The sequence below is a fragment of the Vibrio sp. D417a genome (assembly GCF_030248595.1).
GTDB classification, from domain to species: domain Bacteria; phylum Pseudomonadota; class Gammaproteobacteria; order Enterobacterales; family Vibrionaceae; genus Vibrio; species Vibrio alginolyticus.
Genome location: NZ_JAHGAM010000005.1, coordinates 386,987 through 413,521 on the forward strand (window position 1 = coordinate 386,987; position 26,535 = coordinate 413,521).

At 44.8% G+C, this 26,535-nt stretch carries 21 protein-coding genes; 14 read left to right on the top strand and 7 right to left on the bottom strand.

Annotated elements, in window-relative coordinates:
* The first annotated feature begins 6 nt into the window (after positions 1-6).
* The 4 genes from KI742_RS07205 (at position 7) to KI742_RS07220 (ending at position 5,014) form a co-directional block, all read left to right on the top strand.
* On the top strand, positions 7-762 hold the full coding sequence (locus KI742_RS07205) for a molecular chaperone (protein WP_054579350.1): 756 nt from the start codon (positions 7-9) through the stop codon (positions 760-762).
* Positions 762-3,188 carry a fimbria/pilus outer membrane usher protein gene (locus KI742_RS07210; RefSeq protein ID WP_373417452.1) on the top strand — a complete coding sequence of 809 codons (2,427 nt, stop codon included), beginning with the start codon at positions 762-764 and terminating at the stop codon, positions 3,186-3,188. Before KI742_RS07205 ends, KI742_RS07210 begins: the two co-directional genes overlap by 1 nt.
* Positions 3,185-4,153, top strand: a complete 969-nt coding sequence (locus KI742_RS07215; protein ID WP_213893269.1) for a spore coat protein U domain-containing protein — start codon at positions 3,185-3,187, stop codon at positions 4,151-4,153. Before KI742_RS07210 ends, KI742_RS07215 begins: the two co-directional genes overlap by 4 nt.
* Before the next feature lie 141 nt (positions 4,154-4,294).
* Complete coding sequence (locus KI742_RS07220) at positions 4,295-5,014, top strand: carbonic anhydrase (RefSeq protein WP_213885291.1); 720 nt, start codon at positions 4,295-4,297, stop codon at positions 5,012-5,014.
* Between the two features lie 72 nt (positions 5,015-5,086).
* Here the strand turns inward: KI742_RS07220 and KI742_RS07225 are convergent, their stop codons facing one another.
* A complete protein-coding gene (locus KI742_RS07225; RefSeq protein ID WP_262631418.1) occupies positions 5,087-6,190 on the bottom strand; it encodes a mechanosensitive ion channel family protein in 1,104 nt (367 codons plus the stop codon).
* A gap of 301 nt (positions 6,191-6,491) precedes the next feature.
* Between KI742_RS07225 and KI742_RS07230 the strand changes: the two genes are divergently transcribed.
* Positions 6,492-6,839, top strand: coding sequence for a helix-turn-helix transcriptional regulator (locus tag KI742_RS07230; RefSeq protein WP_005375109.1), 348 nt, complete (start codon positions 6,492-6,494; stop codon positions 6,837-6,839).
* 90 nt (positions 6,840-6,929) lie between these two features.
* Here KI742_RS07230 and lldD read toward each other — a convergent pair whose 3' ends face one another.
* Entirely contained in the window at positions 6,930-8,069 is a 1,140-nt protein-coding gene (gene lldD, locus KI742_RS07235; protein WP_005383962.1) for an FMN-dependent L-lactate dehydrogenase LldD, read from the bottom strand.
* Between the two features lie 315 nt (positions 8,070-8,384).
* Positions 8,385-10,076, bottom strand: coding sequence for an L-lactate permease (locus KI742_RS07240; RefSeq protein ID WP_005375111.1), 1,692 nt, complete (start codon positions 10,074-10,076; stop codon positions 8,385-8,387).
* Positions 10,077-10,238: 162 nt separating this feature from the next.
* Between KI742_RS07240 and KI742_RS07245 the strand changes: the two genes are divergently transcribed.
* Both KI742_RS07245 and KI742_RS07250 read left to right on the top strand, forming a co-directional pair.
* Entirely contained in the window at positions 10,239-11,138 is a 900-nt protein-coding gene (locus KI742_RS07245) for a LysR family transcriptional regulator (protein ID WP_005375112.1), read from the top strand.
* Between the two features lie 120 nt (positions 11,139-11,258).
* On the top strand, positions 11,259-13,292 hold the full coding sequence (locus KI742_RS07250; protein WP_213910485.1) for a prolyl oligopeptidase family protein: 2,034 nt from the start codon (positions 11,259-11,261) through the stop codon (positions 13,290-13,292).
* A 242-nt stretch (positions 13,293-13,534) separates the two neighbouring features.
* On the opposite strand, the gene KI742_RS07255 is transcribed toward KI742_RS07250, so the two are convergent.
* On the bottom strand, positions 13,535-15,166 hold the full coding sequence (locus tag KI742_RS07255) for an ABC transporter ATP-binding protein (protein ID WP_213907562.1): 1,632 nt from the start codon (positions 15,164-15,166) through the stop codon (positions 13,535-13,537).
* Positions 15,167-15,251: 85 nt separating this feature from the next.
* Entirely contained in the window at positions 15,252-15,749 is a 498-nt protein-coding gene (locus KI742_RS07260) for a hypothetical protein (protein WP_005375116.1), read from the bottom strand.
* A gap of 187 nt (positions 15,750-15,936) precedes the next feature.
* Here KI742_RS07260 and KI742_RS07265 point away from each other — a divergent pair, with 187 nt between their 5' ends.
* The 3 genes from KI742_RS07265 to KI742_RS07275 all read left to right on the top strand — a co-directional run bounded on the left by KI742_RS07265 (position 15,937) and on the right by KI742_RS07275 (position 21,577).
* Positions 15,937-18,297 carry a Lon protease family protein gene (locus KI742_RS07265; protein ID WP_005375118.1) on the top strand — a complete coding sequence of 787 codons (2,361 nt, stop codon included), beginning with the start codon at positions 15,937-15,939 and terminating at the stop codon, positions 18,295-18,297.
* 293 nt (positions 18,298-18,590) lie between these two features.
* Positions 18,591-20,219, top strand: coding sequence for a methyl-accepting chemotaxis protein (locus tag KI742_RS07270; protein ID WP_206949142.1), 1,629 nt, complete (start codon positions 18,591-18,593; stop codon positions 20,217-20,219).
* A 398-nt stretch (positions 20,220-20,617) separates the two neighbouring features.
* Entirely contained in the window at positions 20,618-21,577 is a 960-nt protein-coding gene (locus KI742_RS07275) for a porin (RefSeq protein ID WP_171344177.1), read from the top strand.
* 124 nt (positions 21,578-21,701) lie between these two features.
* On the opposite strand, the gene KI742_RS07280 is transcribed toward KI742_RS07275, so the two are convergent.
* Positions 21,702-22,448, bottom strand: a complete 747-nt coding sequence (locus KI742_RS07280) for a flagellar brake protein (RefSeq protein ID WP_042521645.1) — start codon at positions 22,446-22,448, stop codon at positions 21,702-21,704.
* Between the two features lie 127 nt (positions 22,449-22,575).
* Here KI742_RS07280 and KI742_RS07285 point away from each other — a divergent pair, with 127 nt between their 5' ends.
* Together KI742_RS07285 and KI742_RS07290 are read left to right on the top strand one after the other, a co-directional pair.
* Positions 22,576-22,851 (top strand): GNAT family N-acetyltransferase, encoded by a 276-nt coding sequence (locus KI742_RS07285; protein WP_115386799.1) that lies wholly within the window; start codon positions 22,576-22,578, stop codon positions 22,849-22,851.
* Entirely contained in the window at positions 22,848-23,825 is a 978-nt protein-coding gene (locus KI742_RS07290) for a phosphotransferase (protein WP_285385413.1), read from the top strand. Before KI742_RS07285 ends, KI742_RS07290 begins: the two co-directional genes overlap by 4 nt.
* Before the next feature lie 46 nt (positions 23,826-23,871).
* Here KI742_RS07290 and KI742_RS07295 read toward each other — a convergent pair whose 3' ends face one another.
* Positions 23,872-24,372, bottom strand: a complete 501-nt coding sequence (locus tag KI742_RS07295; RefSeq protein WP_205391367.1) for a GNAT family N-acetyltransferase — start codon at positions 24,370-24,372, stop codon at positions 23,872-23,874.
* Positions 24,373-24,767: 395 nt separating this feature from the next.
* Here KI742_RS07295 and napG point away from each other — a divergent pair, with 395 nt between their 5' ends.
* Together napG and napH are read left to right on the top strand one after the other, a co-directional pair.
* A complete protein-coding gene (gene napG / locus KI742_RS07300; protein WP_005383947.1) occupies positions 24,768-25,538 on the top strand; it encodes a ferredoxin-type protein NapG in 771 nt (256 codons plus the stop codon).
* The gene (napH, locus tag KI742_RS07305) at positions 25,538-26,392 is read left to right on the top strand and encodes a quinol dehydrogenase ferredoxin subunit NapH (RefSeq protein WP_213966374.1); all 855 of its coding nucleotides are present in this window, start codon (positions 25,538-25,540) and stop codon (positions 26,390-26,392) included. Before napG ends, napH begins: the two co-directional genes overlap by 1 nt.
* Positions 26,393-26,535: the final 143 nt, after the last annotated feature.

Sequence of the window (26,535 nt, forward strand, 5' to 3'; positions counted from 1 at the left end):
GGTGAAATGGAATTCATACTCAAAAAACTATTATTAATAACCTTCCTTTTTGTTTTTTTCTCAAATGCCAATGCTAACTCATTATTAATTTGGCCGATTTACCCCAAAATATCAGAGGAGAGTAATGCAACATCACTTTGGATGGTAAATAAAGGCAGTGCTGATTCTTATTTGCAAGTGAGAATTTTTAAGTGGGAACAAAACGAAGGAGAAGATAGTTATTCAAGTCAAAGCCAGTTAATTGCAACCCCTCCGTTTGTCAAAATTGAACCAGGTGAAAAGCAGTTAATCCGCATCATCAACCAAGATGAGGCCTCTGCGGGTAAGGAGTATGCATACCGAGTGATCATAGATGAATTACCGCCAACTCAAAACCCTCAAACAGAATTGGCGGAAAATGAACTCGCTGTAAAAGTCCGAATGCGTTACTCGATACCTTTGTTTATTTACGGGAAAGGGCTGACTGATACTCAAAAACCAAACCGTGACAGTGAATTATGGGGTGATTTACAGGCACAGTTTATTAAGAAAAATAATCAGCGTTTTGTTCACATTAAAAATTCAGGAAAACACCATGTTCGCTTAGTGAATTTACAGTTGAATCTACCAAATAAAGATCCTGTCGTTGTTTCCGATGGACTAGCTGGCTATATTCTTCCTGAACAGTATAAGGTTTGGTCTATTCCCCATAGTAATGTCAGACCCTTGAGTTTGAGCGCGAATATTGGAGGTAAACGTTACCAAATACCATTGAAGCAATAATGAATAGATTTAATACAATGAATGCTTTCTTTTGGTTGGTATTACTTAGCGTAACGTGGAGCAGTATTGGTCTTTGTGCAAATTCAGCAAACCACTTCTCTGAGCTACCGAGTCCTGAAAATTTCTCTTTAGAAAAGTTTGAGAATATTAGCCTCAATCTGGAGTTGGTGATCAATCAAAGAGCAACCGGGCTTGTTGCGAAAGTTGAGCGAGTTGGCGATCAGTTCTTTTTGCTCCGGGAGGACCTCATTTCAGTTGGGGTTACCGCCAAGTCGTTGCCTGGAACCGAAGAGAGACTTGAGGTTACGTCTATCCCAGGTGTTAACGTGCGTTACTTGCAATCGTCATTGCAACTTGCAATTGACGTACCGCCTAATTGGTTACCGATGCAGAGCTTATCAGCGCAGGATATGGGGCGATTTTCCCCGGCTCAGTTTGGGCGTGGTGGCCTGCTTAACTACAACGTATTTGGTGTGTACGAGAACGAAAGCCGACAAAAGGAGGTTTCTATAAATCATGAAGTCAGAGCCTTTTCTGAGTTTGGCGTTTTTTCTACTACCGGGATATTTAAATCTAACTTTCATCGCGATGTTCAGTCCCAGCAAAGCAGCCAGTACACTCGTTTTGATACGAGTTACGAGTACGTCAATCAAGAGAAGCGAATTCGTATGGAGGTAGGGGACTATATTGTTCGCCCTTTATCTTGGAGCCAACCAGTAAGACTGGCGGGTATTCAGTTGTCACATGATTTCTCTATGCGTCCGGATGTCGTGACGACGCCGTTACCTGCATTTTATGGTGAGGTCACAGCGCCCACTACGTTAGATTTGTTTATCAATGGCTTTAAAACTGACTCAATGAATGTTGGGCCCGGTCCTTTCATTATTAACGATATTCCAATGCTCTCTGGGGCTGGGGAAGCAACGGTAATTGCAACGGATGCTCAAGGTAAGCAAACGGTCATGACCAGCCCATTTTTTCTCTCTTCCGATCTACTGAAGACCGGATTTACATCTTACAGTGCGAGTATTGGTGCGATCAGAGAATATTTCGGTAATGCATCTAACGACTATGGAGACAGTGGCGTGGTTACCGCTCTGCGTCATGGCATGACTGATTGGTTAACATTAGAAGCTCAAGCTGAAGCAAAAGATGACCTGATCGTTGCGGGGCTGGGCTTTGTCACTAATGCTTTCAACTTAGGTACGGTGGATGCCTCGTTTCGTGTGAGTAATTTTCAGGATCAATCTACCTCATATGCGCTAGGTTATAGTTATCAGTCTCGGTTGTTTAGCTTCGCTGCTCGAACTCAAGTAGAACAAGCCGACTTTTATACCTTATCTCATTTACCAAATTACGAAATGCTCGATGAAGGCAAGGACGCTTCACTCGCGTCGCGCCATCTATCACAAATCAATATGGGAGTCCGTTTGGGAGATTGGGGCTCACTTTCTGGTGGGTACTTTGATATTCAACAATCCGACTCAGATTCACGTACCCTAAATCTTACTTATAGCTACGCTCTGCCTTTTAATATCAATATGTCCCTTTCTTACAACCATAGTATTGGTGGTCAGAGTGTTACGTTGGCTCAATTCTCTCTACCTTTCAGTTCTTTGGGGGGAAGTTCGGGGCTAACGCTGAAAAGAGAGGACGATGGCGATGTGCGAGGGCGAGTGGGTTACAGCCGCCTTGCGCCAATACGAGGTGGATGGGGCGTCAATTTAGCGCATGATATTAACGAACACCCAGAAAACCGTAAACAGGCTGATTTGACCTACCGTGCGTCATGGGCGCAGTTCAGAGCGGGGTTAAATGGCACCAGTGGCGACTATGATTATTTTGCGGAAATGGCAGGTTCGGTCTCTACGTTGGATGGAGAAATATTCCCAGCGAATGAAGTGTATGACAGCTTCGCTGTGGTGAGCACCAGTGGTTTTGAAGGTATTCCGGTTAAATATGAAAATCAAATTGTCGGAGTGACAGATGATGAAGGTTACTTACTTGTTCCTTGGGCTACGGCGTATTACACCGCCAAATATGAAATCGATCCACTTAATTTACCTGCCAATGCTGCGTTTTCCGCAACAGAGCAGTTTGCTTCGATACATTCGGGCTACGGCTACCTGTTAGAGTTCCCAATAGAGCTACAAATTGCACTGAGCATGACGGTGGTAGACGAAAATCATTTGTTCCTTCCGATTGGTACATATGGCCGCTCAGAAACGGGCTTAACAAGCCAAATTGGTTGGGATGGTTTTACGTACTTTGAAGGCGTTGACCCAGGCCGCTATATTCAGTTTTATCCTCAAGGACAGTCGCCATGTAAAGTGTTTATTGAGGGGTTGTATCAGCGTGACAGTCAAAAAATACAAACATTGCCTGAGCAGGTTTGTATCAAAGCCGAAGAAGAGACCGCACTATGATTTTGCGCAGCTGGTTTGCTAGCCTACTTCTCTTTTTCTCGTGCTCGACAATGGCTTGTCAGCTCACGGCGGCAGCACCTTTAATCTTGTTTGGCAATGTTTCTTCGTTTACTGTTTCAAGCTCTCAGCAGCAAAGCTCAGCTCAGCCTCATGCGGGGATTACGTGTGACTTTTCTACACTTGTGTCTTTGTTAAGTGGCGACTACGTATCAGCAACGTTTAACAGTATAAATAATGGTTTGCTATTAAATGAGGATGATCCGAGTTCGGAGCTCAGCTATCAGATTTTTGGCGATCCAGGTCTTTCACAAGAGTATGTATTCGGCCAAACTTACAATTTTTTTGAAATCGGGTTACTCGATTTACTCGGGTTGTTTGGCACTCAAGCCGAGTTTCCGCTCTATGCTCGGACGGGAGTGGGTAGTAATCTTTCCGCTGGGACTTACAAAGACCAAATCACCGTATCCTGGATTTGGGATTACTGTAAGGGTATCGGGGTTCTAGGGGTATGCATTGGCCGCGCCAATGGCAGCGCTCAAAGCGTGATTACGGTTGAGTTGGAAGTGACCCCTGATTGTATGATCACAGCGCCAGATATTGATTTTGGTTCGTCCCCATTAGTGGCCGGTTTTGAACCAGTCAGTCAGGTTATATCGTTAACTTGTACCAAGAATAGTTCCTTCTCCATTGGCTTGAATGACGGCCTAAATGCGTCCGGTGGTCAGCGGCGAATGATTTCTAGTGGTCACTATTTGGAATATGAAATCTATAAGTCATCAACGATGGAGCGCTGGGGAGGCACCAGTTCTGAACGTCGTGAACACGGTGACGTCGATACTGGCGGCTCCATTCCGGATGGTATCACTCCACAGAATTATAATTATCGCGCGCAGATACTAACCAGCCAAACGACCCCTCCTGCAGGTACTTACACCGATTCAATAATCGTTGACGTTCAATTTTGAGCATCATGTCAATTACATCATTAGAGGCTTCTATTCCAAAAATTTTTTGTAATCATAGTTTTCACTCTGTCACTGCTTAATTTTGTGAGATTAGTATGGCTTTATTCTCACGGAATTTAACTTTCAGAAATAAGGAAAATGATGAAGAAGTCACTAACAACATTAGGTTTGGCACTGGTATTTACAGGAACAGCTTATGCAGCAAGCTGGGGCTACGAGGGAAACCATGGGCCAGCTCATTGGGGTGAGTTTGCATCTGAGTGCGCGAAAGGTCAAAACCAGAGCCCAATCAACATTGAATCGGCGACCGAAGCGAAGCTAGAAAAATTGAATTTCGACTACGAAGGTAAGGCAATTTCACTGCTGAACAACGGTCACACTTTACAGACTGGTTTAGAAGGTAAAAACACACTCACCATTGATGGTAAAGAGTTTACGTTGAAACAGTTCCACTTCCATACGCCATCTGAAAACCATGTGGATGGTAAAGAATACCCACTAGAAGTACACTTTGTGCATGCCGACAAAGTAGGTCATCTAGCTGTTGTCGCGGTGTTCTTTAAACTGGGTGACGCGAACCCAGATTTAGCTAAGATGCTAGCTAACATTCCAACTAAAGATCAAGATGTTACCATCAAGGTTCCATTTGATGCGGATGCCCTTATCCCAAGTGATAAAGACTACTACCGCTTTAACGGCTCACTAACGACACCACCATGCTCTGAAGGTGTGCGTTGGTTGGTGATGAAAGAAGCACAAACTATTTCTCCTGAGCAGATAAAATCTTTTTCGGAAGTAATGGGGAAAAACAATCGCCCAATCCAACCGCTGAATGCACGTATGGTGTTAACGCAACAATAACCACTTCATGCGAAGAAAAATAAAAAGCCCGCTTAAACACAGCGGGCTTGATTATTGGGGTATTGGTGAGAACTAGAAGCCGTGATCTTCTTGCTCTTCCGATTTTACCATTTGTATAGGGTCGAGCTTAAGCGTCTGAGTAGGGAACGCGATATCTGCATCGTGCTCTTTAATGATGTTGATTACCTTAAGCAGTATGTCCTGCTTAACCTCATGGTATCTCACCCAATTCACGGTTTTAGTAAAGGTATAGATAAAGAAGTGCAACGATGATGGACCGAATGTATCGAAGTTGACGATTAGTGTTTGGCGTGCATCAATGTCTTTGTGATTTTTCAGCATTTCTTTTACCGCGGCGATAATTTGCGGCATTTTTTCTGCATCGTCGTAACGAAGTCCAATTTTTTCGTAGATGCGCCGGTTCAGCATGCGAGATGGGTTTTCTACGACAATGCTGCTAAACACTGAGTTTGGTACATACAGTGGACGCTTATCGAAAGTTCGGATAATGGTCATGCGCCAGCCAATGCGTTCTACTGTCCCCTCTATTTGTCGGTCTGGAGAACGGATCCAATCGCCAACTTTAAATGGACGATCGAAGTAGATCATAAGACCTCCAAAAAAGTTAGACAGCAAATCCTTCGCCGCTAAACCGACGATCAAACCACCAACACCACCGAAGGTAAGTAGGCCCGATAGTGACAGACCAAATGCCTGCATTACGGTTAGAATTCCGACGGTAATAAAGAACAGGCGCGCGACCTTAGCTATCGCTTGTACCGTTGTTTCATCTCGGTTCTTTTGTTCGAGAACATGCTCTTCAACATTGGTAATGAGCCGCATAACGGTCCATACGAAGATGCTGATGATTAAAATCAGTTTCAGCGTACTTAACCAGTTTATTTTATCGTTGAGCTCGCTCTCCAATATGATGCCGATAGAGACGGTTGCTGGCCAACACCAAATGAGTGTACTGACTGGCGCTTTTAGCGCATCAAGCAACATATCATCCCAGTGGAAGGGCGTTTTCTCTACGAGCGCAGCGAGGCGAGAGCGGATCAGCCGCCAAGCTATCCAAGCTATAAAGCTAGCGAGCGTAATGAAAAGGACGCTCCCACTCCAATTTTGATGAGACGTTTCAATGTAGCTTTGTAATTCGGTAAACCACTGTGGCATATGTAACTTATTTCTAGTGAACCATGGAAGGAAAGGTAGCAGATATTACTCCTTCACCCCAGTGATTTCCTTTAAATCATTTACTTATGTCTAAACCGTCCGAGATGGACTTTTCCTTCCGATGACAAGAGAGTCACCTCAATGTTCTGTTGAGCTACCGCCTCATGCACGTTCAGAGGTATGCTAACAATGATTGAGGGTTGATATTTGGACGATCAATTATAACTTCTCTGACTTATCGCTAACATTTATCTTAAGTAAGTGTGAGAGTGTATTGGCTCTTGAATTAGCGGAGGCAGATATGGAATTTACAGAGCTGGATCGAAACGCGCTCTACGACATCTGGATGTCACAAAAAGCCAAAATGCACATCACTCAAATGGAAATGGCGAAGCGCCTTGGTTTGAGTCTACACGAGTTTTCTGGCTTGTTACGTGGTAATTCTCCACTGACGCTAGGTTTTGTAAAACAGCTATGCGAGCAGCTACATGTACGTCCTGGTCAGGTGATTCCGTCTTTGACGGAGCGTGATCTATCTGCATCTGGTACCGTTTATTTACAAAATCGTGTGACGGTGGATGGCGATATCAGTAACGTGTTTATCGACGGAAACCAAGTCGTGATCGAGTACGTTCACCAAGTTAGCTAGCTTGCTCGTCAAATTATCGGGTTGAAGAGCAATAAAAAACGAGCCACTGTTGGCTCGTTTTTTCGTTTCTGTTTTGCTCGATTGCAAAGATTATGGGATTTTCACTAGCGAATCGCGTGAAAGATCCGCGATAGACTTAGCGCCAGTCAGCGTCATTGCTACACGCATTTCTTTATCGTACAGATCCAGTAGGTTTTCAACGCCTGCTCCGCCTTGTGCTGCCAATGCGTACACAAATGAACGGCCAAGAAGCGTACAGTCTGCACCAAGTGCGAGCATACGAACGACATCAAGACCAGTACGAATACCAGAGTCTACGAAGATCTTAAGATCACCTTTTACCGCATCCGCAATGCTTGGTAGTGCTTTAGCACTTGAAAGTACGCCATCTAACTGACGGCCACCATGGTTAGATACCACAATGCCATCTGCGCCGAAACGTACCGCATCTTTCGCGTCTTCTTCATCTAGAATGCCTTTGATAACCATTGGGCCATCCCAAAAATCACGAATCCACTCAAGATCTTTCCAGGAGATAGAAGGGTCGAAGTTTGCGCCTAACCAGCCGATGTAATCTTCTAGCTTTGTTGGTTCGCCACGATAAGTTGAGATGTTACCTAAGTCGTGCGGTTTACCAAGTAGACCCACATCCAGCGCCCAGCTTGGGTGGCGCATCGCCTGGAATACACGACGCATGGCTGCGTTAGGACCACTCATACCTGAGTGCATGTCACGGTAACGTGCGCCAGGAACTGGCATATCAACGGTAAACACCAGCGTTGTTACGCCTGCTGCTTTTGCACGCTCAAGTACGTTTTTCATAAAGCCACGGTCTTTAAGCACGTAAAGCTGGAACCACATTGGACGTTCAATTGCAGGTGCGACTTCTTCAATCGGACAAACCGAAACAGTCGACATAGTAAATGGGATGCCTTTTTTCTCGGCTGCTTTTGCTGCTTGCACCTCGCCTCGGCGCGCGTACATACCAGTTAGACCAACAGGAGCTAGCGCGATTGGCATTGCCAGTTTCTCACCGAAGATCTCGGTTTCGAGGCTCAAATCTGTCATATCGCGTAGGACGCGTTGGCGAAGAGCGACATCACCTAAATCGTCAGTATTACGCTTCAGCGTGCGTTCGTCGTAAGAGCCGCCATCAATATAATGGAATAGAAACGGGGGAAGCTTGGCTTTCGCGGCAGCGCGGTAGTCAGTAGAAGCTGAGATAATCATAATGGTGTCCTAGCGGTTATTCTAAGCAAAGTTGTGGAGCAATTTGCTCTTTCGTTGAGTCTTCATCGCAAAGCAGTGAAGACATCAAAATGAGTATAGTTACCTATGGTTCACTTACGTTTGAACCGGTGATGTTGGTAACCCATTTACATAATTGGTTGAAAAATTTTATTAAATCACTCAATCAGTTATGCAAACTGGAAAGGATGACACAGCTGTCGGGGGAATTGATGTAGCAAGCTAAATCAACATGTCGGGGTAGTAGTGCAGACAGCTGTGTCAAATTAGGCAGGGTTGTAAACCCTGCGTTTCGCGTTACTTCATTAAGACATCTGTCATTTGGAAGCCATAAATCAGCACCAATCCAATAATGCCTGTCATTACAATGTAGTAGAACGTAGGGATAATCGTCTTACGCAATGTTGCGCCTTCTCGACCAAGCAAACCTACCGTGGCTGATGCGGCAACAACGTTGTGAATCGCAATCATGTTACCTGCAGCAGCACCGACGGCCTGGAGTGATACAACAATCACACTCGAAATAGACAACGTTTGTGCCACTTCGAATTGGAACTGGCTGAACATCATATTTGATACCGTGTTTGAGCCAGCGATGAACGCACCCAGTGCACCAACGGTGGCACTCAGCGCTGGGAACGCAGAACCAACAAGGTCAGAGGCGAAGTTTGCGGTTGTGACGGGCATACTTGCTAGGTCAGCACCGTTGATGCCTGAGTTGATAAAGATACGAACCATCGGAATGGTAAATACCAAGACAAAACCCGCCCCAATCAGTGTTTTGCTTGACTCGCCAAACGCTTCACGCAATGGCTTTACACTACCGCTTTGTAACATTGCAGCAAGTAGTGCGACAAACACCAGAATGCCACCAGGAAGGTATAACGGCTGAATCGCAGCGCTAACGCCAGTCTCACCAAGAATGTTGCTGAACGACAAACTTACGCTTTGTACAAAGCCTTTCAGCTCAGGGCTAACGCGGCTTGCGACGAGAATAACTGCCAGCATTACATATGGAACCCAAGCTTTTACGATGCTCATTGGCTTGCCCGGATTGTCGTTTAGATCGACTTTTAGCGAGCCTAACCACTCTGCAGGCCATTTGTCTTCGCTTTCGAAATCCCACTTAGTCTTTGGTACTAAGAAGCCTTTTTTCGCTGCGGTAACAACGATAGACAGACCAACCAAACCACCGATAAGTGAAGGAAACTCTGCGCCCAAGAATACGCCGGTTAACGCGTATGGAACGGTGAAAGAGACACCAGCGAATAGCGCAAATGGTAGAATATCCAGGCCTTCACTCCAGCTTCTGTTCTTGCCGAAAAAGCGTGTTAACATCATCGCCATTAATACTGGGATCATCGTACCTACGACTGCGTGAATGACAGCAACGTGCGCTGTGATATCTTGCAGGTACATTTCCCACGTTGCACCTTGTGCGGCCAACGACTCACTGATGTTATGGGTGTCTAAACCTTTGTTTACACCTACGATGATAGGCGTGCCTACCGCGCCGAATGAAACAGGCGTAGACTGAATCATCATGCCCATTAGGACAGCGGCTAGCGCAGGGAAGCCGATTGCAACCAGCAGTGGTGCAGCGATTGCTGCCGGGGTACCGAACCCAGATGCGCCTTCAATGAACGAGCCAAAGCACCAAGCAATGATGATGGCTTGTACACGGCGGTCAGCCGAAATATCGGTAAATCCATTACGGATTGTGGTGATCGCTCCAGTGTGTTTTAAAGTGTTGAGCAAGAAGATGGCACCAAACACGATCCATAGAACAGAGACAGTAATGCCGAGTCCTTGGAATACGGAAGCCAGTACGCGATTGGCTGACATATCCCAAAACATAAGTGCGATAGCGACGGTTAGACCGAACGCAACAGGCATGGCTTTTTTAGCAGGCCAGTTGAGACCAACCAATAAGATGGCGGCAACAACAATTGGCGAAAATGCCACTAGGGCAAGTAGGGTTTCACTCATTTGTACATCCTTCGTACGCTGACTTCTCGAACGGTGTCAATCCGCTGTAGAGGTGACTTTTTGTTGTAATGGTTTTGTTAATTTGGCGTGAATTTACTCCTTTATTTTTTGTTGATATAGGGAAATAATGAAAATAATTAATTCCAAAAGTGACATAATGGTATGAGAGCAGACGACTTAATCCTATTTTCTCAAGTAATCGAACTTGGCAGCTTTAGTAAGGTTGCAGAGGCAAATAACCTTACAAATTCGGTAGTTAGCAAAAGAATGGCGAGGTTGGAGGAAGAAATAGGGGCTCAGCTATTATATCGAACAACGCGCAAATTAACCTTGACCGAGGCAGGTAAGGTGTTACTCCACAGTGCTAAAAATGTGAAGCAGGCCACTCAGGAGGCTATGGATGCTGTTGCAGGCTTTGGAGAGAATGTGAGCGGTCATATAAAAATGTCCGTGCCGTGTATCTCTGGAGATTTGATACTTGCTGATGCTGTTGCCGAGTTTTGTAACCTTCATCCGGGTCTGACCGTGGACATGTCATTGGATAACCGCTTTGTCGATTTAGTGGCTGATGGTTACGACTTAGTCATTCGAACTGGCTACCTAGCCGACTCCAGTTTGATCGCACGACATATTCTCGATTCCCAATGGGTGGTATGCGCGTCCCCTTCATATATCGCTAAAAATGGGAAACCGATCGAGCCGATTGATCTCACCACGCACAATTGTCTGCAATACGCTTACCAAACCACAGGTGCAACGGATTGGGAGTTTAAAGGAGAAGATGGCAATTACATCGTCAAAGTATCGGGCTGCTTTTCTACTGATAACGCGACCGCATTACGTAAAGCCGCTCTGGGCGGCCATGGTATTGCTTACGTCCCGCGCTGCTTGGTGTATCACGATATTCGTAATGGTCAACTGGTGGATATTTTTCCTGAATTAGTAGGTAAAAAGTTGGGTATCTACGCGGTGTATCCGTTTACTCGTCAACCACCGAACAAAGTGAAGCTGCTTATTGAGCACATTCGTGACCGGTACTTAACGATATCTCATTATTTCTAGGTTCTTCATAGATTTAAAACAATGTCGTTGAAATCAAAATTGGGTGCTCTAAGGTAATCACCGCAATAAAACGATTGAAGATAAACAACTTAATAAAAACAACGGAGTAACACGGACGTTATGCATTACCCAAAAACACGTAAAGATTCTGTCGTGGACACTTATTTTGGTCACGACATTGCCGACCCTTATCGCTGGTTAGAAGATGATCGCAGTGAAGAAACCGCACAATGGGTTTCGGGTCAAAATTCGGTCACCTTCGATTTCCTTGGTCAGATACCGTACCGCCAACAAATCCGTGACTTAGTGGCGAACAGTCAAAACTACGAAAAATATTCCCAGCCATTTGTACGTGGTGACTACACCTACTTCTACAAAAACGACGGTTTGCAAAACCAAAGCGTATTGTATCGACGTAAAGGCGAGGGAGAAGCCGAGGTTTTCCTTGATCCAAATGCTTTCTCCGAAGAGGGCACGACCTCTCTTGGCGAAGTCAGCTTCTCTAAAGACTACCGTTTGGTCGCGTATTCCATCTCAGAAGGGGGTAGTGATTGGCGTAAGATCTTTGTCATTGATACGGAAACCAAAGAACAGTTAGAGCCTGAGATTGTTGATGCGAAGTTTACGTCGATTTCTTGGCTGGGCAGCAAAGGCTTCTATTACTCAAGCTACGATAAGCCGCAAGGCAGCGAGTTGTCTGCTCGAACTGAGCATCACAAGCTTTATTATCATGAACTTGGTACCCCTCAATCTGAAGATAAAGTGATTTTTGGTGAGTTGGATACGCAAGTTCATCGTTATGTGTCTGGTACGACGACGACAGATGATCGCTTCCTTATTATCTCTGGCGCAGAATCTACATCGGGTAATCGTCTGTTTTATATCGATTTACAGTCTGACTCCCAAGCAATTGTGACGCTGCGCGATACAACGCAAGGCGACACCTACTTGATTGATAGTCAAGACGAGACCTTGCTGCTTTACACCAACCTAGATGCGCCGAACGGCAAAGTTGTCAGCTACAACACTCAGACAGAACAATGGGCTGACGTGATTGCTGAACAAGAACAGCCGTTAGAAATCAGCAAAGGTGGCGGTTATCTGTTTGCGACTTATATGGTAGATGTGCTTTCTAAAGTGCAGCAGTTTAACTACCAAGGTGAGTGGATTCGAGATGTACAATTGCTGGGAGAAGGCACGGCTTATGGTCTGGCGGGTAAAAAAGAAGAAACCACACTTTATTACACATTCACTAACTACGTGACGCCTCCGACGATCTTCTCATTTGATGTCGAATCTGGTGAATCGACACTGTTTCAGGAATCAAAGGCACCGTTCGATCGTAATGAGTATGAATCAAAACAGGTGTTTTACACCTCAAAAGACGGCACGCAAGTTCCGATGATCATTTCATACAAGAAGGGCATTGCACTTGATGGTAGAGCACCAACCATGTTGTATGGTTACGGCGGTTTTAACATCAGCCTTACTCCAATGTTTTCTGGCAATGTAGCCAACTGGCTAGAGTTGGGTGGTATATACGCTGTCGCCAACATGCGAGGCGGCGGTGAATACGGTAAAGCCTGGCACAACGCAGGCACTCAGCAGCAAAAGCAAAACGTGTTTGATGACTTTATTGCGGCGGCGGAATACCTGATTGAAAACGACTACACTAGCTCGGATCGCCTAGCGATTCGCGGTGGTTCTAATGGTGGTTTGTTAGTTGGAGCGTGTATGACGCAACGCCCTGAACTATTCAAAGTCGCGCTGCCTGCGGTTGGCGTGCTTGATATGCTGCGTTATCACACGTTTACTTCTGGAGAAGGCTGGAAGTATGACTATGGCACGTCGGAGCAAAGTGAAGCGATGTTCCAATACTTGCTTGGTTACTCTCCTGTTCACAATGTAAAAGAAGGCGTGCAATATCCTGCTACCTTGGTGACAACTGCTGATCACGACGACCGAGTTGTGCCAGCACATTCGTACAAATTTATTGCGGAGCTGCAAGACAAACAGCAAGGCGCTAATCCAGTATTGATACGCATTGATGTTAATGCCGGTCATGGTGCAGGAATGCCGCTGAGTAAGCAAATTGACCTCACCACAGACGTGTATGCATTTACGTTACATAATATGGGTATTGAGTCGATTTAATGCCCTAGTTGTTCGAAGCTTCTGAGAATAAAAAAATGCCGCGACAGTGTCGCGGCATTTTTCATGGTTGGGGGAACTCAATTCATACTGTTTGCCAGTATTTGAGCCAGGTTGACTAAGTCTGACTCTTGAACCAACCAGTCTCGGCGGCCAAACCGAAAGGCAGCTACGCCATTCTTAAGACAAGATGAATTCATCACCTTTTCTTAATCCTAGTTTATGAATATGAAACTGTGATGAACCTAAGCCGCATTGTGCTGATTTTCACTGTTTTCAAGATCAAATGAGGCATCTATCAGTTTTTTCGTGTAGTCATTTTTAGGGTTTTGGAAAATCTTTTCGGCCGTACCTTGTTCCATGACCTCGCCCTTTTGCATGACTAGAACACGATCAGAGAGTGCTTTAACTACTGATAGATCGTGGCTAATAAACAAGTAGCCAATATTGTGTTTTTTCTGCAAATCTTTCAGAAGGTCAATCACTGTCAGTTGCACCGAGCGGTCTAATGCAGAGGTTGGCTCATCAAGCAGAATAAACGAAGGTTCAAGGATCAGTGCTCGCGCGATAGCAATACGCTGACGCTGGCCTCCTGAAAACTCGTGCGGATAACGGTTGATGGACGCGGGATCTAAGCGGACCTCACGGAGCACGTTGCGCGCTTTCTGCATACGTTCTTTTTTACTCAACATTGGTTGGTGGACAGTTAATCCTTCTGTGATGATCTCGCCGATAGTCATACGAGGAGAAAGCGAACCATAAGGGTCTTGGAATACCATCTGAACGTCTTTTTTCAGCTCAAAACGTTCTTTGTTTGTCAGCAAGGCCATATCTTGGCCTTTGTATTCTATTTTGCCAGTTGAGGGCAGTAGACCTATCAAAGCTCGGCCGAGTGTAGACTTACCTGAACCGGACTCCCCAACGATCCCGAGGGTCTCTCCTTGTTTAAGCTCAAGAGAAATGCCTTTTACCGCTTCGAAGTACTCATTCTTGCTCGCAATAAAATGCGACTTTACCAAGAATTTGACTCGTATATCGTCGGCCTTTAAAAGCTGTGTAGCACTTTCGCTAATAGGCTCCTTACTGCCTTTAGGAATCGAGTTGATTAGCATACGTGTATATTCGTGCTTTGGGTCCTCGAAGAGTATTTGCGTTTCGCCTTCTTCGACGACTTCTCCTTTACACATCACAATGATGCGGTCTGCAAAGTGTTTTACGACGCCTAAGTCATGAGTAATAAATAGGATTGCCATGCCCATCTGAGCCTGAATTTCTTTAATCAGGTGCAACACTTCTGCTTGAACTGTGACATCCAACGCTGTTGTAGGTTCGTCGGCGATCAAAATATCGGGCTCGTTAATCAGTGCCATCGCAATCATGATGCGTTGCAATTGACCACCAGAAAATTCGTGTGGGTACTTGTTGTACGCTTTTTCTGGGTTTGGCATATGAACCAATTCAAACAGCTCTAACACCTTTGCTTTTGCTGTTCGTCTGTCGACCGGGCGGTGACACATGATGGCCTCAGCGACTTGGATACCCACCCGCATGTACGGGTTTAGTGAGGTCATCGGCTCTTGAAAAATCATGCCAATGCGATCACCGCGAATACTTTGCATTTCACGCTCTGTTTTATCCAAGATGGAGCTACCCTCAAACATGATGGATGAGCTTTCATGCAAAATAGCGTTGTCTGGCAGTAGTTTCATCAGTGCATTGGTTGATACTGACTTGCCAGAGCCAGATTCGCCAACGATGGACAGCGTCTCGCCTGCTTTTAAATCGAAGCTAACATTCTTTACTGCATCGACGATCCCATCGTTTGTCGTAAAGCTGACTGATAGGTTGTTCACCGAAAGAATGGTTTTAGAAGACATCACAGATCCTTGTGGTTGATAAAGCAAATGATACTCAAGCAATGGACAGCATAAACCTAGCTGGCCTCAATGCTTGAGCTTTAGATTAATTATACAGGTGAGAAGGCGAAGATTTTGCCGAACTCATTGCTTGCAAATGTAAGAACTGCTCATGCGCCCGCGTTACGTGCTCGAGTTCTATCATCCATTGAGCATTACGTTGGGCAGAGCAAAATGCCGCCATGTGAGCTAACAAGTCTTCGCTCTGTTGACCAAGTAGGTGACCTACGCGCTCAATCAGTTCATGGCTCTCTAGCTGCAAAAATTGAAATAGCGCGTAAGTTTGATTGAGTATTGAGAACGCATCATGTTGTAAGCCGAGTTTGTTGAGAATCTCTGATTGCGTCACGCTGGCATCTCTAAGCCCCGTAATGAGACATACAAACTGGCAAGGTTTAGTTTGTGCATTTTCTAGCGCTAAATGAATGTGGTTGGGTAGATTGTTGAGCACGTCGTCATATAAACGATGAGCTTCTGGCCAATGGCCTTGTTCCATCAGTTGCTCCGCTTTTAAGTAGCGCATCCAGCATTGCTCAATATTCATATCCATCTCCACAACATTTGATTTGTTTAGATGTTAAATGAAATTGATTATCAATTGCAAGTGCGTGTTAATATCACTTATGTGTTCATAAAATGTCCAATCAATCTAGGGTGGAAGGTAAATCACTTAAAATTAAGCAAATAATCTCTACACTCAAATGACGAAAATAAGAAAAAAGGAAGTGGATATGGCAATACTAAGATTGGAAGCTAAGCAGCTATATTCTGTAGCAGATCTAGAGAATATGCCATGTAAGTCGACCAAGGAGTTACCTCCAATTGATGAAATCGTGGGCCAAGAGCGCGCGCAAAAAGCGGTCGAGTTTGCGATGTCCATCAAAGAGAAAGGGTATAACATCTACGCCATTGGTCAGAATGGGCTAGGTAAACGCACCATGATCTTGCGCTATCTGAATCGTCACCAACACGATGCAGCAGCCCTGTTTGATTGGTGTTACGTTGCGAACTTTGAGGATACCCGTACACCAAAGGTATTAAAGCTGCCTTGTGGTATCGGAAATAAACTACGTGTTGATATTGAAGCTTTAATGGGCAAATTATTGAATGCTTTACCCCTAGCATTCGACAATGAAATGTACTTTAGCCGCGCTGAGCGATTAAAAAATCAATTGGCAGCTAAGCAACAAAACGAGCTGGATCGTATTAGTCGAGAGGCAAAAGAAAAGGGCATCAGCCTAACACTGACTACGCAGGGGGATTATCAGTTTGTCGCCATGAACGGTGATGAGCTTCATACGGAAGAGTCTTTTGATGTACTAAGCAAAAAAGAACAAGAGCAATTCAGCGATGCTATTGATGAACTCGAAGTGCGATTGCGCTCGATGGTTCGTGAGCTTACGGAGTGGGAAGAGACATACAGCGATAAAATCAAAAAGCTCAATGATGAAGTGACGCTTGATGTGATTACTCACTTCATCAAAAAACTCAAAGTGGATTACGCGCAATATTCCGAAATCAAAACCTACTTAACTGAGCTGCAAAAAGATATTGTTGAAAACGCAGATATCTTCCTTGACCAAAGTGGCGAGCAAGGCGAAATTGCGACGGCATCCTTGGATAAAAAATTGCCACGTCGTTATAAAGTGAACGTCTTGGTAAGCCGTAAAAGCAGCGAATTTCCTATCGTTGTTGAAGAAAATCCCAACTATCATTCACTCTTCGGGTCGATTGAGACTGCCACTTTCAAGGGAACGGTGTTTACCGACTTCTCGCTGATTCGCGCAGGGAGCTTGCATAAGGCGAATGGCGGCGTTCTATTAATGGATGCTCAGAAAGTACTTGAACAGCCTTACGTTTGGGATGGTTTGAAGCGCGCATTGCGTGCTCGTCAATTGAGTTTTACGTCTCTAGAAAAAGAAGTCACATTGACGGGGGCGGTATCACTCGATCCTGAACCGATTCCGCTTGATATCAAAATTATCTTATTTGGTGATTATCGAACTTACCAATTGCTCCAACATTACGATCCAGAGTTCAGCGAGTTGTTCCGTGTGACGGCAGATTTCGAAGACGAAATGAAACGTACGCCGGAGTCTGAGCTGCATTACGCGCGCTTTATCTCTAGCGTGGTGCATGACAACAATATGCTGCATTGCGATCGCAAAGCCATTGCTCGGATCATCGAATACAGCTCACGTTTGTCTGGCGACCAATCCAAGCTATCTCTACATTCGGCTAATATCGCCAACTTGCTTCGAGAGTCGAACTACGTGGCTCGTCAAGCTAACTCTAACATGATCCGTATTGGGCATGTTGAAGAGGCGCTCAATAACCAAGAAATGCGAGTAAGCCGATTACGCGATAACGTAATGGAAACCTTTATTAACGGCACAACGCTGATTCGCACCGAAGGAGAAGCCGTAGGCCAAGTGAACGCACTTTCGGTATTGAGCACTAGTGACTACATGTTTGGTGCACCGAATCGCATCACAGCGACGACGTGTTACGGTGATGGGGATGTTATCGATATCGAGCGCAGCGTGGATTTGGGTGGCAGTATTCACTCTAAGGGCGTAATGATTTTGTCTGCCTACTTATCTTCCGTATTTGGTAAAACGGCACGAGTGCCATTAACGACAACCATTACCTTTGAGCAATCTTATGGTGGTGTTGATGGTGATAGTGCCAGCATGGCTGAGTTATGTGCGGTTGTGTCTGCTTTTTCAAAGCAACCAAACCGACAAGACATTGCGATAACAGGGTCGATGAATCAATTTGGTCAAGCTCAGCCTATTGGTGGCGTAAACGAAAAGATCGAAGGCTTTTATGATGTGTGTGTAATTAAAGGTCGTCATGACGGGCAGGGGGTCATTATTCCGCGCTCTAATGTTCACAATCTAATGCTTCGTTCCGACATCGTGAAAGCAGTCGAAAAAGGCGAGTTTAATATTTGGGCGATTGACCATGTTACTGAAGCTATCGAATTGTTTACGGGGAAAGTTGCTGGTGAGCCAACTGATGAAGGTTCTTATCCAATCGATACCATTTTTGGCCTTGCTCAAGCTAAGCTCAATTCGTTGAGAAAATAGGCTGAAACCGTCCTAAATGTGAATGTATCTCATCATAAGTGATCATAATTTATCATAACGACAATATCCCGACGCCACTGTCGGGATATTGTCAATAACAGATTGAAAATGGAGAGTTTTTGTACTAGACAAAAGTGTGATCGACCTCTAATATTCGCCACTTGTTTATTCGTCTGGGATTTATCCCGTCGCAAGGAAGCATAGATATTCAAACTGCCGAAAAGTAACGTTGTTATAAGCACAGCTCGAGTTTGTTTGGATATAGACATCACGCATACAACTGAGGCCCTGTCATGCAGTTATCACTGAAAAATTTGTCAGTACGAACGCAAATTTTGGTTCCGGTATTATTTACCGCGATTGTTTTGTTTATTGCTCTTTGGATTACTAAAAACAATCTTCAAGCAGAGCAAGATGTTATTGCTTCCAACCAAGAATCTTTGGTTTTTCACAAAGACACATTGGCGAGTATTGACGACCAAATTTACCCTCTGCGCATAAGCGCGGTTTACGCTATTTACGATGCTTCTCGTCGTGAGAATTTTCTAACCGAATTGAAAGAAGGCTTAAAGCAAGTTGATGCCGATTTAAGCGCAATTGAAGCCCGAAACCTATTCCGTGACGATGCCGTTAAAGTTCGCCAAGCAATTGAATCCTATGTGCGATATTCAGAGCGCTCAGTTGCTTTCTTCAACCAATACGATCAAGGTTTAAAATCGGATAGAGAGTACCGTGCATTTGTCAAAGAGTATCGCAATGTTGGCCGAGAAATGGTCCAACAAATTAACACGCTATCAAAGCATGTAAACGAGCAAGCTGAACAATCTACTATCAGAAGTCATCAGCAAAATGAACGTGTGCAAAATAACGCTATGTTGACAGTTTTAGCGGTATTTGCTTTCTCATTGATAGGCGCTTGGTTCCTATCTGGCATGATTGTTACACCAATCCAAAAGCTGCAAGAAGTGATGCGTCAGTTAGCAATGGGTAATCTATCAGTACGTGCAGATGTCGATGGGGACAATGAGATCTCTAAGCTGAGCAAAGATGTAAACCAAACCGCAGAGCAGTTATACAACACTGTGGACCAGTTAACCCGTATTAGTGAGGAAGTTGCATCTGCATCGACCGAATTGGCTGCGGTAATGACGCAAGCGGAAGCGAACGCTCAACAAGAGTTGGCGGAGATCGAGCAAGTTGCATCTGCGGTTAACGAGCTTGCAAGCACTGCGAATAATGTGAGTGATAACGCGACCTCTGCTGACGCAACTGCGCGTGAAGCTGATGGACTTGCTCAATCAGGTTTGGCTATCTTCCAAGAAAGTGCGGAAGCAAGTGCGCAAATGTCTCAAGCATTGAACGATGCAGCGCAAGTTGTTTTGCGTCTAAAAGAGCAATCTGTACAGATCAACGATGTTATTGAAGTGATTCGCGGCGTATCTGAGCAGACCAACTTGCTAGCATTGAATGCTGCGATTGAAGCGGCGCGAGCTGGTGAGTCTGGTCGTGGTTTTGCGGTAGTAGCTGATGAAGTACGGATGCTAGCAGCGCGTACTCAAGACTCGACACAAGAGATCCAAACGATCATTGAAGAGCTTCAAGCGCAGTCTGGGCTTGCGAATGACAGTATGCAAGTCAGCCTTGATATGCTTAGCCGCAACAACGAGCTGACGCAACAAGCGAATGAAGCGTTGGTTGGAATTACCGAGTCAGTCGCCAACATCAATGATTCAAACACGCAAGTAGCAACCGCAGCCGAAGAACAGTCTCAAGTTACTCAAGATATCAATCGCAACGTGGTTAACATGTCGGAGCTTGTAAACCAAAACGTAGCGGGCATCAGCCAGAGTGCAAGTGCGAGTACTGAGCTTTCATTACTTGCAGAGAAGCAGAAAGAGCAATTAAGTTTCTTTAAGCTTTAATTCATCATCTACTTATCAAATCTCTAAATCCCTGAGTGAATGCTCAGGGATTTTTTTGTTTGTAATAATCGGATTTATTATCAATAAGTCTATCTAAAACAGTCAGTTAACAAGATTTTTTTGCGGGCAATGTCACGTTTTGTGATATTGTTTTTACATTTTTTTCGTCAATTTTTTTTTTGACGCGAACATTTTTTTTAACTCAACCGATAACTTGATGGTTGAGAGGTATTCATATCGTCATTTTAAGTGGTGTTTTCTTCTATAAGCGCTGTTTATTCAACACGTTGCGTGAAAAATAACAGCTGCTACTATGCCGCCAGTTTTCTCGTTGGTACAGAAAAGTCCTGTTTTTCTGGTGAGAAAATACATATAAAACAATGATATGGAAAATAAAAATGAAATTAAAAACTTTAGCTGTAGCAGTGGCGCTAATGGCATCAGGATCTCAAGTTGTCGCTTCAGAACTATACAACCAAGATGGCACTTCTCTTGAGATGGGCGGCCGCGCTGAAGCGCGTCTTTCTATGATGGATGGTAAGGCAGAAGACCGTACTCGCATCCGTCTTAACTTCCTAGGCAAACAGGAAATCAATGAAAACTTATACGGCGTTGGTTTTTGGGAAGGTGAGTTCAAAACAAAAGAAGAAGGTGCCGTAGATAACAATAGTGATCTTGAAACTCGTTACGCTTATGCGGGTCTGGGTGGCAAATACGGTGAAGTAACTTACGGTAAAAACGACGGTGCACTAGTGGTTCTTACTGACTTTACTGACATTATGGCTTACCACGGTAACACAGCAGCACTTAAACTGCCTGTTTCTGACCGTACAGATAACATGCTGTCTTACAAAGGCCAATTCGAGCAACTAGCTGTACGCGCTAGCTACCGTTTTGCTGATCGCACAACAGATGCACAAGGCTTTACAGACAACGAGGAAGATGGCTTCTCTCTATCTGGTGTTTACGCGTTTGCTAACACTGGTTTTGAACTAGGTGCTGGTTACGCAGATCAAAACGACAGCGATGAGTTCATGCTGGTAGCTGCATACTCTGTAGGTGACTTCTACTTCGCTGGTAACTACACTGGCGCGGATATGGATGTTGCAGGTAAGACTTTTGATTACAAAGGCTACGAACTAGCCGCTGCTTACACTATGGGTCAAACTGTATTCACTTCTACGTTCAACAAAGGTGAACTAGAAGACGCAGATACTGTAGAAAACCTAGCTGTTGATGTAACTTACTACTTCAAGCCTAACTTCCGTGGCTACGCATCATACAACTTCGATCTAATGGATAACGAAGGCGCTGATGAAAAAGATGAGCTAGCGCTAGGTCTACGTTACGACTTCTAAGTCATGACTCTTATCTAAGATACTGCCTTATTCTTAGTAAATAAAAACCCCTTACTGAAAAGTAAGGGGTTTCTTGTTTTCTAGCACTTCAAAGCTTCTTGATAAGCGATAGGGGTTATCAAATCTATCTTTTTAGTGTGAGCTTAGTACCATCAAATTTGAGGTGACTGAGGAGGTTTTTAGCGTTGTTTTTACCAACCTCATCAAACTCCATTCCGTAGCGAGCATAGTGCGTTGATTTTTGTAAATTACAAATACGACCTCGCAATGGCGCTAGCATACGACTCTCTCCGGGCATCGTTAGATCCAATGAAACGTGGTCACCAACCTGAAGTGGCCGGCTCATTGGTGATGTTACAAAACGACAGCCACTACGAGATAAATCTCTTATTTCGCATTCAGTTCGATAGGCTTCTAAACAAACACGCGCTCTCAAATTTACTTCGTAACGCACTTCTTTGCGAAGCTGAAAGACCTGCATAGTGTTGGGTAGGTCTAGCACCAAAATTGGGTACGGATCGCCTAGTCGATGCTGTAATTGGGCCCGAAATGGGATAACGGCCCCTTCACCTCGATGAGAGTAGGCTTTTACATTGATCCAAAAGCCTTCTTGAAAATAGAACTTCAAGTCTTCATCGGAGATGTTCGGAACCTCTATCAATGCAGTATTATTTGAGTGACAGCCAACAAATGTGCTGGTTGTAATAAACTTTGTACCAACGGGGGTGGTGACGTTTAAGCTCACTTCACTGCCATGTTCGACCATTGCCATTGCATCGGTGCTATTTAATGTACTTGCCTGACGTTCTGGTGCCTTCTTGCTTTGCAGAGGTAGCTTGCCGTCTCTGGCAATTGGGCTCATATTTCTCATTATAATTGTCGTACCTGATGTAAGAACGTAATCGCGTGAGGCGAAGCAGCACTCTCGCATGGTATCGATTTTATTCAGTGATATAGTTTGATTCAATCAATCTGTAACAAAAATTAGAGAGCAAGATATGCATAAAGTAACTCATGAAGCCACGAATAGTACATTCTGGGTTGATTTAGAGCAGGGCTATAAAGCCAAGTTAATTTATCAGCTTAAGGGTAATGTCATGCACATTACATCAACGGTTGTTCCTGAAGCACTGCGAGGTAAGGGGTACGGAAAAGTGATGATGGAAGCGGTGTTGCCAGAAATTGAGTCACTCGGTTATCAAATCAAACCAGTTTGCCCATATGTTATTCACTACATGGAGAAGAACCAAACGTGGTCACATCTGCTCACATGATGAGTAACAACCACCAACGCTACCAAAATATTGGCCAGGAACTCAATCTAGGTAATTACCGCTCTGTAGAAGTCATACAATCGCTATGGGGAGGCTATGGAGAGTTAGTCCGAGTTACTTATTCTACTCGTTCGGTGATCATTAAGCATGTAAAACTCCCTAAGCCTTCAGAGCATCCTAGAGGCTGGAATACGGACCGTTCTCATCAAAGAAAGTTGCATTCTTATCAGGTGGAAGTGAATTGGTATGAGCATTTTTCCGGAGGGGTGGATACTCGCTGCCGAGTACCACAAGGTCTAAAAACGTTCCAATCGGAGAATGAATGGCTCATTGTGATGGAAGATCTCGCCGAGGTGGGCTTTCCAAAAGTCATCACAGATGCACAGCTAGAGCATCTACAAGCCTGCCTCACTTGGTTGGCGAACTTTCATGCGCGATACATCGATGTTCGTTCGGATAAGTTGTGGCATACCGGAACATACTGGCACTTAGCAACCAGACCCGACGAGCTTGAAGCATTGCAAGACACTGAGCTACAAAATGCGGCTCAATTGATTGATCAAACGCTTTCGCAAGCTAAGTTTAAAACACTAGTACATGGTGATGCCAAATTGGCGAACTTCTGTTTTGATGAAGAAGAATCAAGCGTTGCTGCGGTTGACTTTCAATACGTTGGATGTGGGTGTGCCATGAAAGATGTGGCACTGTTTATGAGTAGCGCCGTTAAGCCAGAACGTTGTGCAGAGATGGAAGTTTGGGTTTTGGATACGTATTTTGCTCAGTTGCAACACGCGCTAATGGTCTATCAACCGAATCTTGACCCTAATGAAGTCGAGCGTGAATGGCGTCCTTTGTTTGCTGTGGCTTGGGCAGACTTTCAGCGCTTTGTGAAAGGTTGGAGTCCCGACCACTGGAAGATCAATCCCTACACAGAAGCATTGACTCGCAGAGCGTTGGCTTACTTACGAAAGTGAGTCGAAGTTTAAAAAGAAAAGCCTCCAATTAGTAGGAGGCTTTGTTTTATCTTTGGCCTGGTCTGATGCGCGCCATGTAATAGGTATTGATGAATTCACCATCACGGAAGGAACCGTCAATCGCTTCACCTTCAATTTGAAATCCATGCTTTTTATAAAGCCCAATGGCGGCGTCGTTATCGGCATTGACCTCTATCTGAATTCTTCTCACATTTAACCAGTTATCTGCTAGTTCAGTGACTGTTTCTATCAATTTGCTACCAATACCGAGTCCATGGAAACTATCATGTACTCCGATGCCAAACGATGCCGTGTGCATCGTTCTTGGACGTAGAGAGTGGTGAAAGCCAATATTTCCGACGACTTTACCATCTATTTCAGCGACATAGCTATAAACACCATCAGGTATGTTTGACAATCTTTTCACCCACATCGCGAGCGAAGGCTTTGGGAGTTGCAGGGTTTCACGTTGTGCTTTTGGTTGTGAATAGATTTCTACGAGTGCCGCTGCGTCTTCGACGGTCGTTGGACGTACGATAATTTCCATGCATCTCTCCTTCGCTTTTTAGTTTTAATTTTTAATCTAACCACAGTTTTCTTATTTGGATAGTGTTTTTTTATGTTTAATGGATAAATACCTTTTAAATTAGCTTGTTATGATGTCTTTTTTTGAATTTTTAGTAGTGATTTGTCATCGAATTGAACGAGTAGATTGCAAAGCTGTTGAATTATTGTACTGAGAATAGCGCGTACTGCAGAGTATCGTGGTGAATTTCATGTCGCAGTAAATAAACGCATTTAGTCAAACTGTGACGACGGCACTGTGCGCCAGTTGACTTGAATCAATAGAGGATGGGGTTACCTCCTATGAGGTATAGGGAAACGACACGTTTAGGGCTATTTATGCTTAACTTGATAAGGGAGTTTTGTTGAGGAAATAGCATGAAATCCTCTCAGTCTAAAATATCGCAAAGTCGGCGCCGATTTTTGCGTGATACAGCTCGAACTGCGGCTGGTGTTGGCGCAGCTGCGTGTGTATTGGGCTTACAATCGCTACAAAGCCAAGCTCGAGAAACCAAAGGTGTGCCTATTCGTCCGCCTGGTGCACTGCCGGAAGGCGATTTCGAATCAGCTTGTATTCGATGTGGCTTGTGTGTTCAGGCATGTCCTTACGATACCTTGAAACTTGCGACATTACTTTCACCCGTCGCGACTGGCTCACCTTACTTTACTGCACGCGATATTCCCTGCGAAATGTGCGAAGACATTCCTTGTGTTGTCGCTTGTCCGAGTGGGGCGCTGGATCCGAAACTAACCGATATTGATGATGCTCGAATGGGTACAGCGGTTCTTATTGACCATGAAACTTGCCTTAACTGGCAAGGGTTACGATGCGACGTTTGTTATCGCGTTTGTCCGCTGATTGATGAAGCCATCACGTTAGAGATGGTTCACAACGACCGAACCGGCTATCACGCCAAACTTATCCCTACAGTGAATTCCGAAGTGTGTACCGGATGTGGTAAGTGTGAACAAGCGTGCGTGTTGGATGTCGCTGCTATTAAAGTTGTCCCGACGGATTTGGCGAAAGGCAAAGTGGGCAGCCACTACAATTTTGGTTGGAAAGAGATCGACAAACCACTCGAAAATATCCTCCCTAGTGAGACGCCTGTGCCGGAAGGTGCGCTTGAATCGCTAAAAGGAGGTAAGTAATGGCAAAGAATTTAGCTCAAAATGCTGGCAAAGAAGCGCTTGAAAAGCTTGGTTGGTGGCGCGCGCATCGGTTTTTGATTTTACGTCGGCTATGTCAGTTCACCATCATTGCGCTATTTATGGCTGGGCCGACGCTGGGAATTCTAACTGGTAATCTGTCATCAAGTATGTTGCTCGATACTGTGCCGTTAAGTGACCCGTTAATTGTGCTTCAAGCTTTGGCGACAGGGCATGTTCCGGAGTTTAATGCGTTGTTAGGCGTAGTGATTGTCGTGGTGTTTTACGCGATTTTGGCGCCGCGCGCATTTTGTGCTTGGGTGTGCCCGTTGAACATCGTGACAGACTTGGCGGCGTGGTTGCGTCGAAAGCTCAACATTAAAGCGAGCTATCGTTGGTCTCCCATGATTCGTTATTGGCTGATCCCTGTTTTGATGTTGGGCAGTGCGCTGTCTGGCGCAATTCTTTGGACATGGTTAGATCCGGTGGCGGCACTGCATCGCGGGTTGGTGTTTGGTATGGGCGCAGGTTGGGTGTTGATCGCCCTGGTGTTCGTGTTGGATTTACTCTTGGTTGAGCATGGGTGGTGTGGGCACTTATGTCCACTGGGGGCTACCTATGGCGTGATAGGCCGAAAAAGCCTGTTGCGCGTTACTGCGGTTCGCCGCGAAGATTGCACCAAATGCATGGATTGCTTTTACGTTTGCCCAGAACCAGAAGTGCTTCGGCAGCCTTTGAAAGAGGGAGATCGTCGAGTTATGGATCAAAACTGCATTAGCTGTGGTCGTTGTTTGGATGTATGTCCAGAACATGTGTTTGAATTTAAAAATCGCCTATCAGTAAAAGTCATTGATTAAGCCACTGAGCACATTTACTCATGCTTTATTTCTCTTGATACTTGAACATCGCGCTTAGCCAAGGAGTTAAGTGCGATGTTTATCTTCATAACAATATCCCTCAGCCATATCTGCTTGCTCTGGGCTGAAAATAATAATGATAT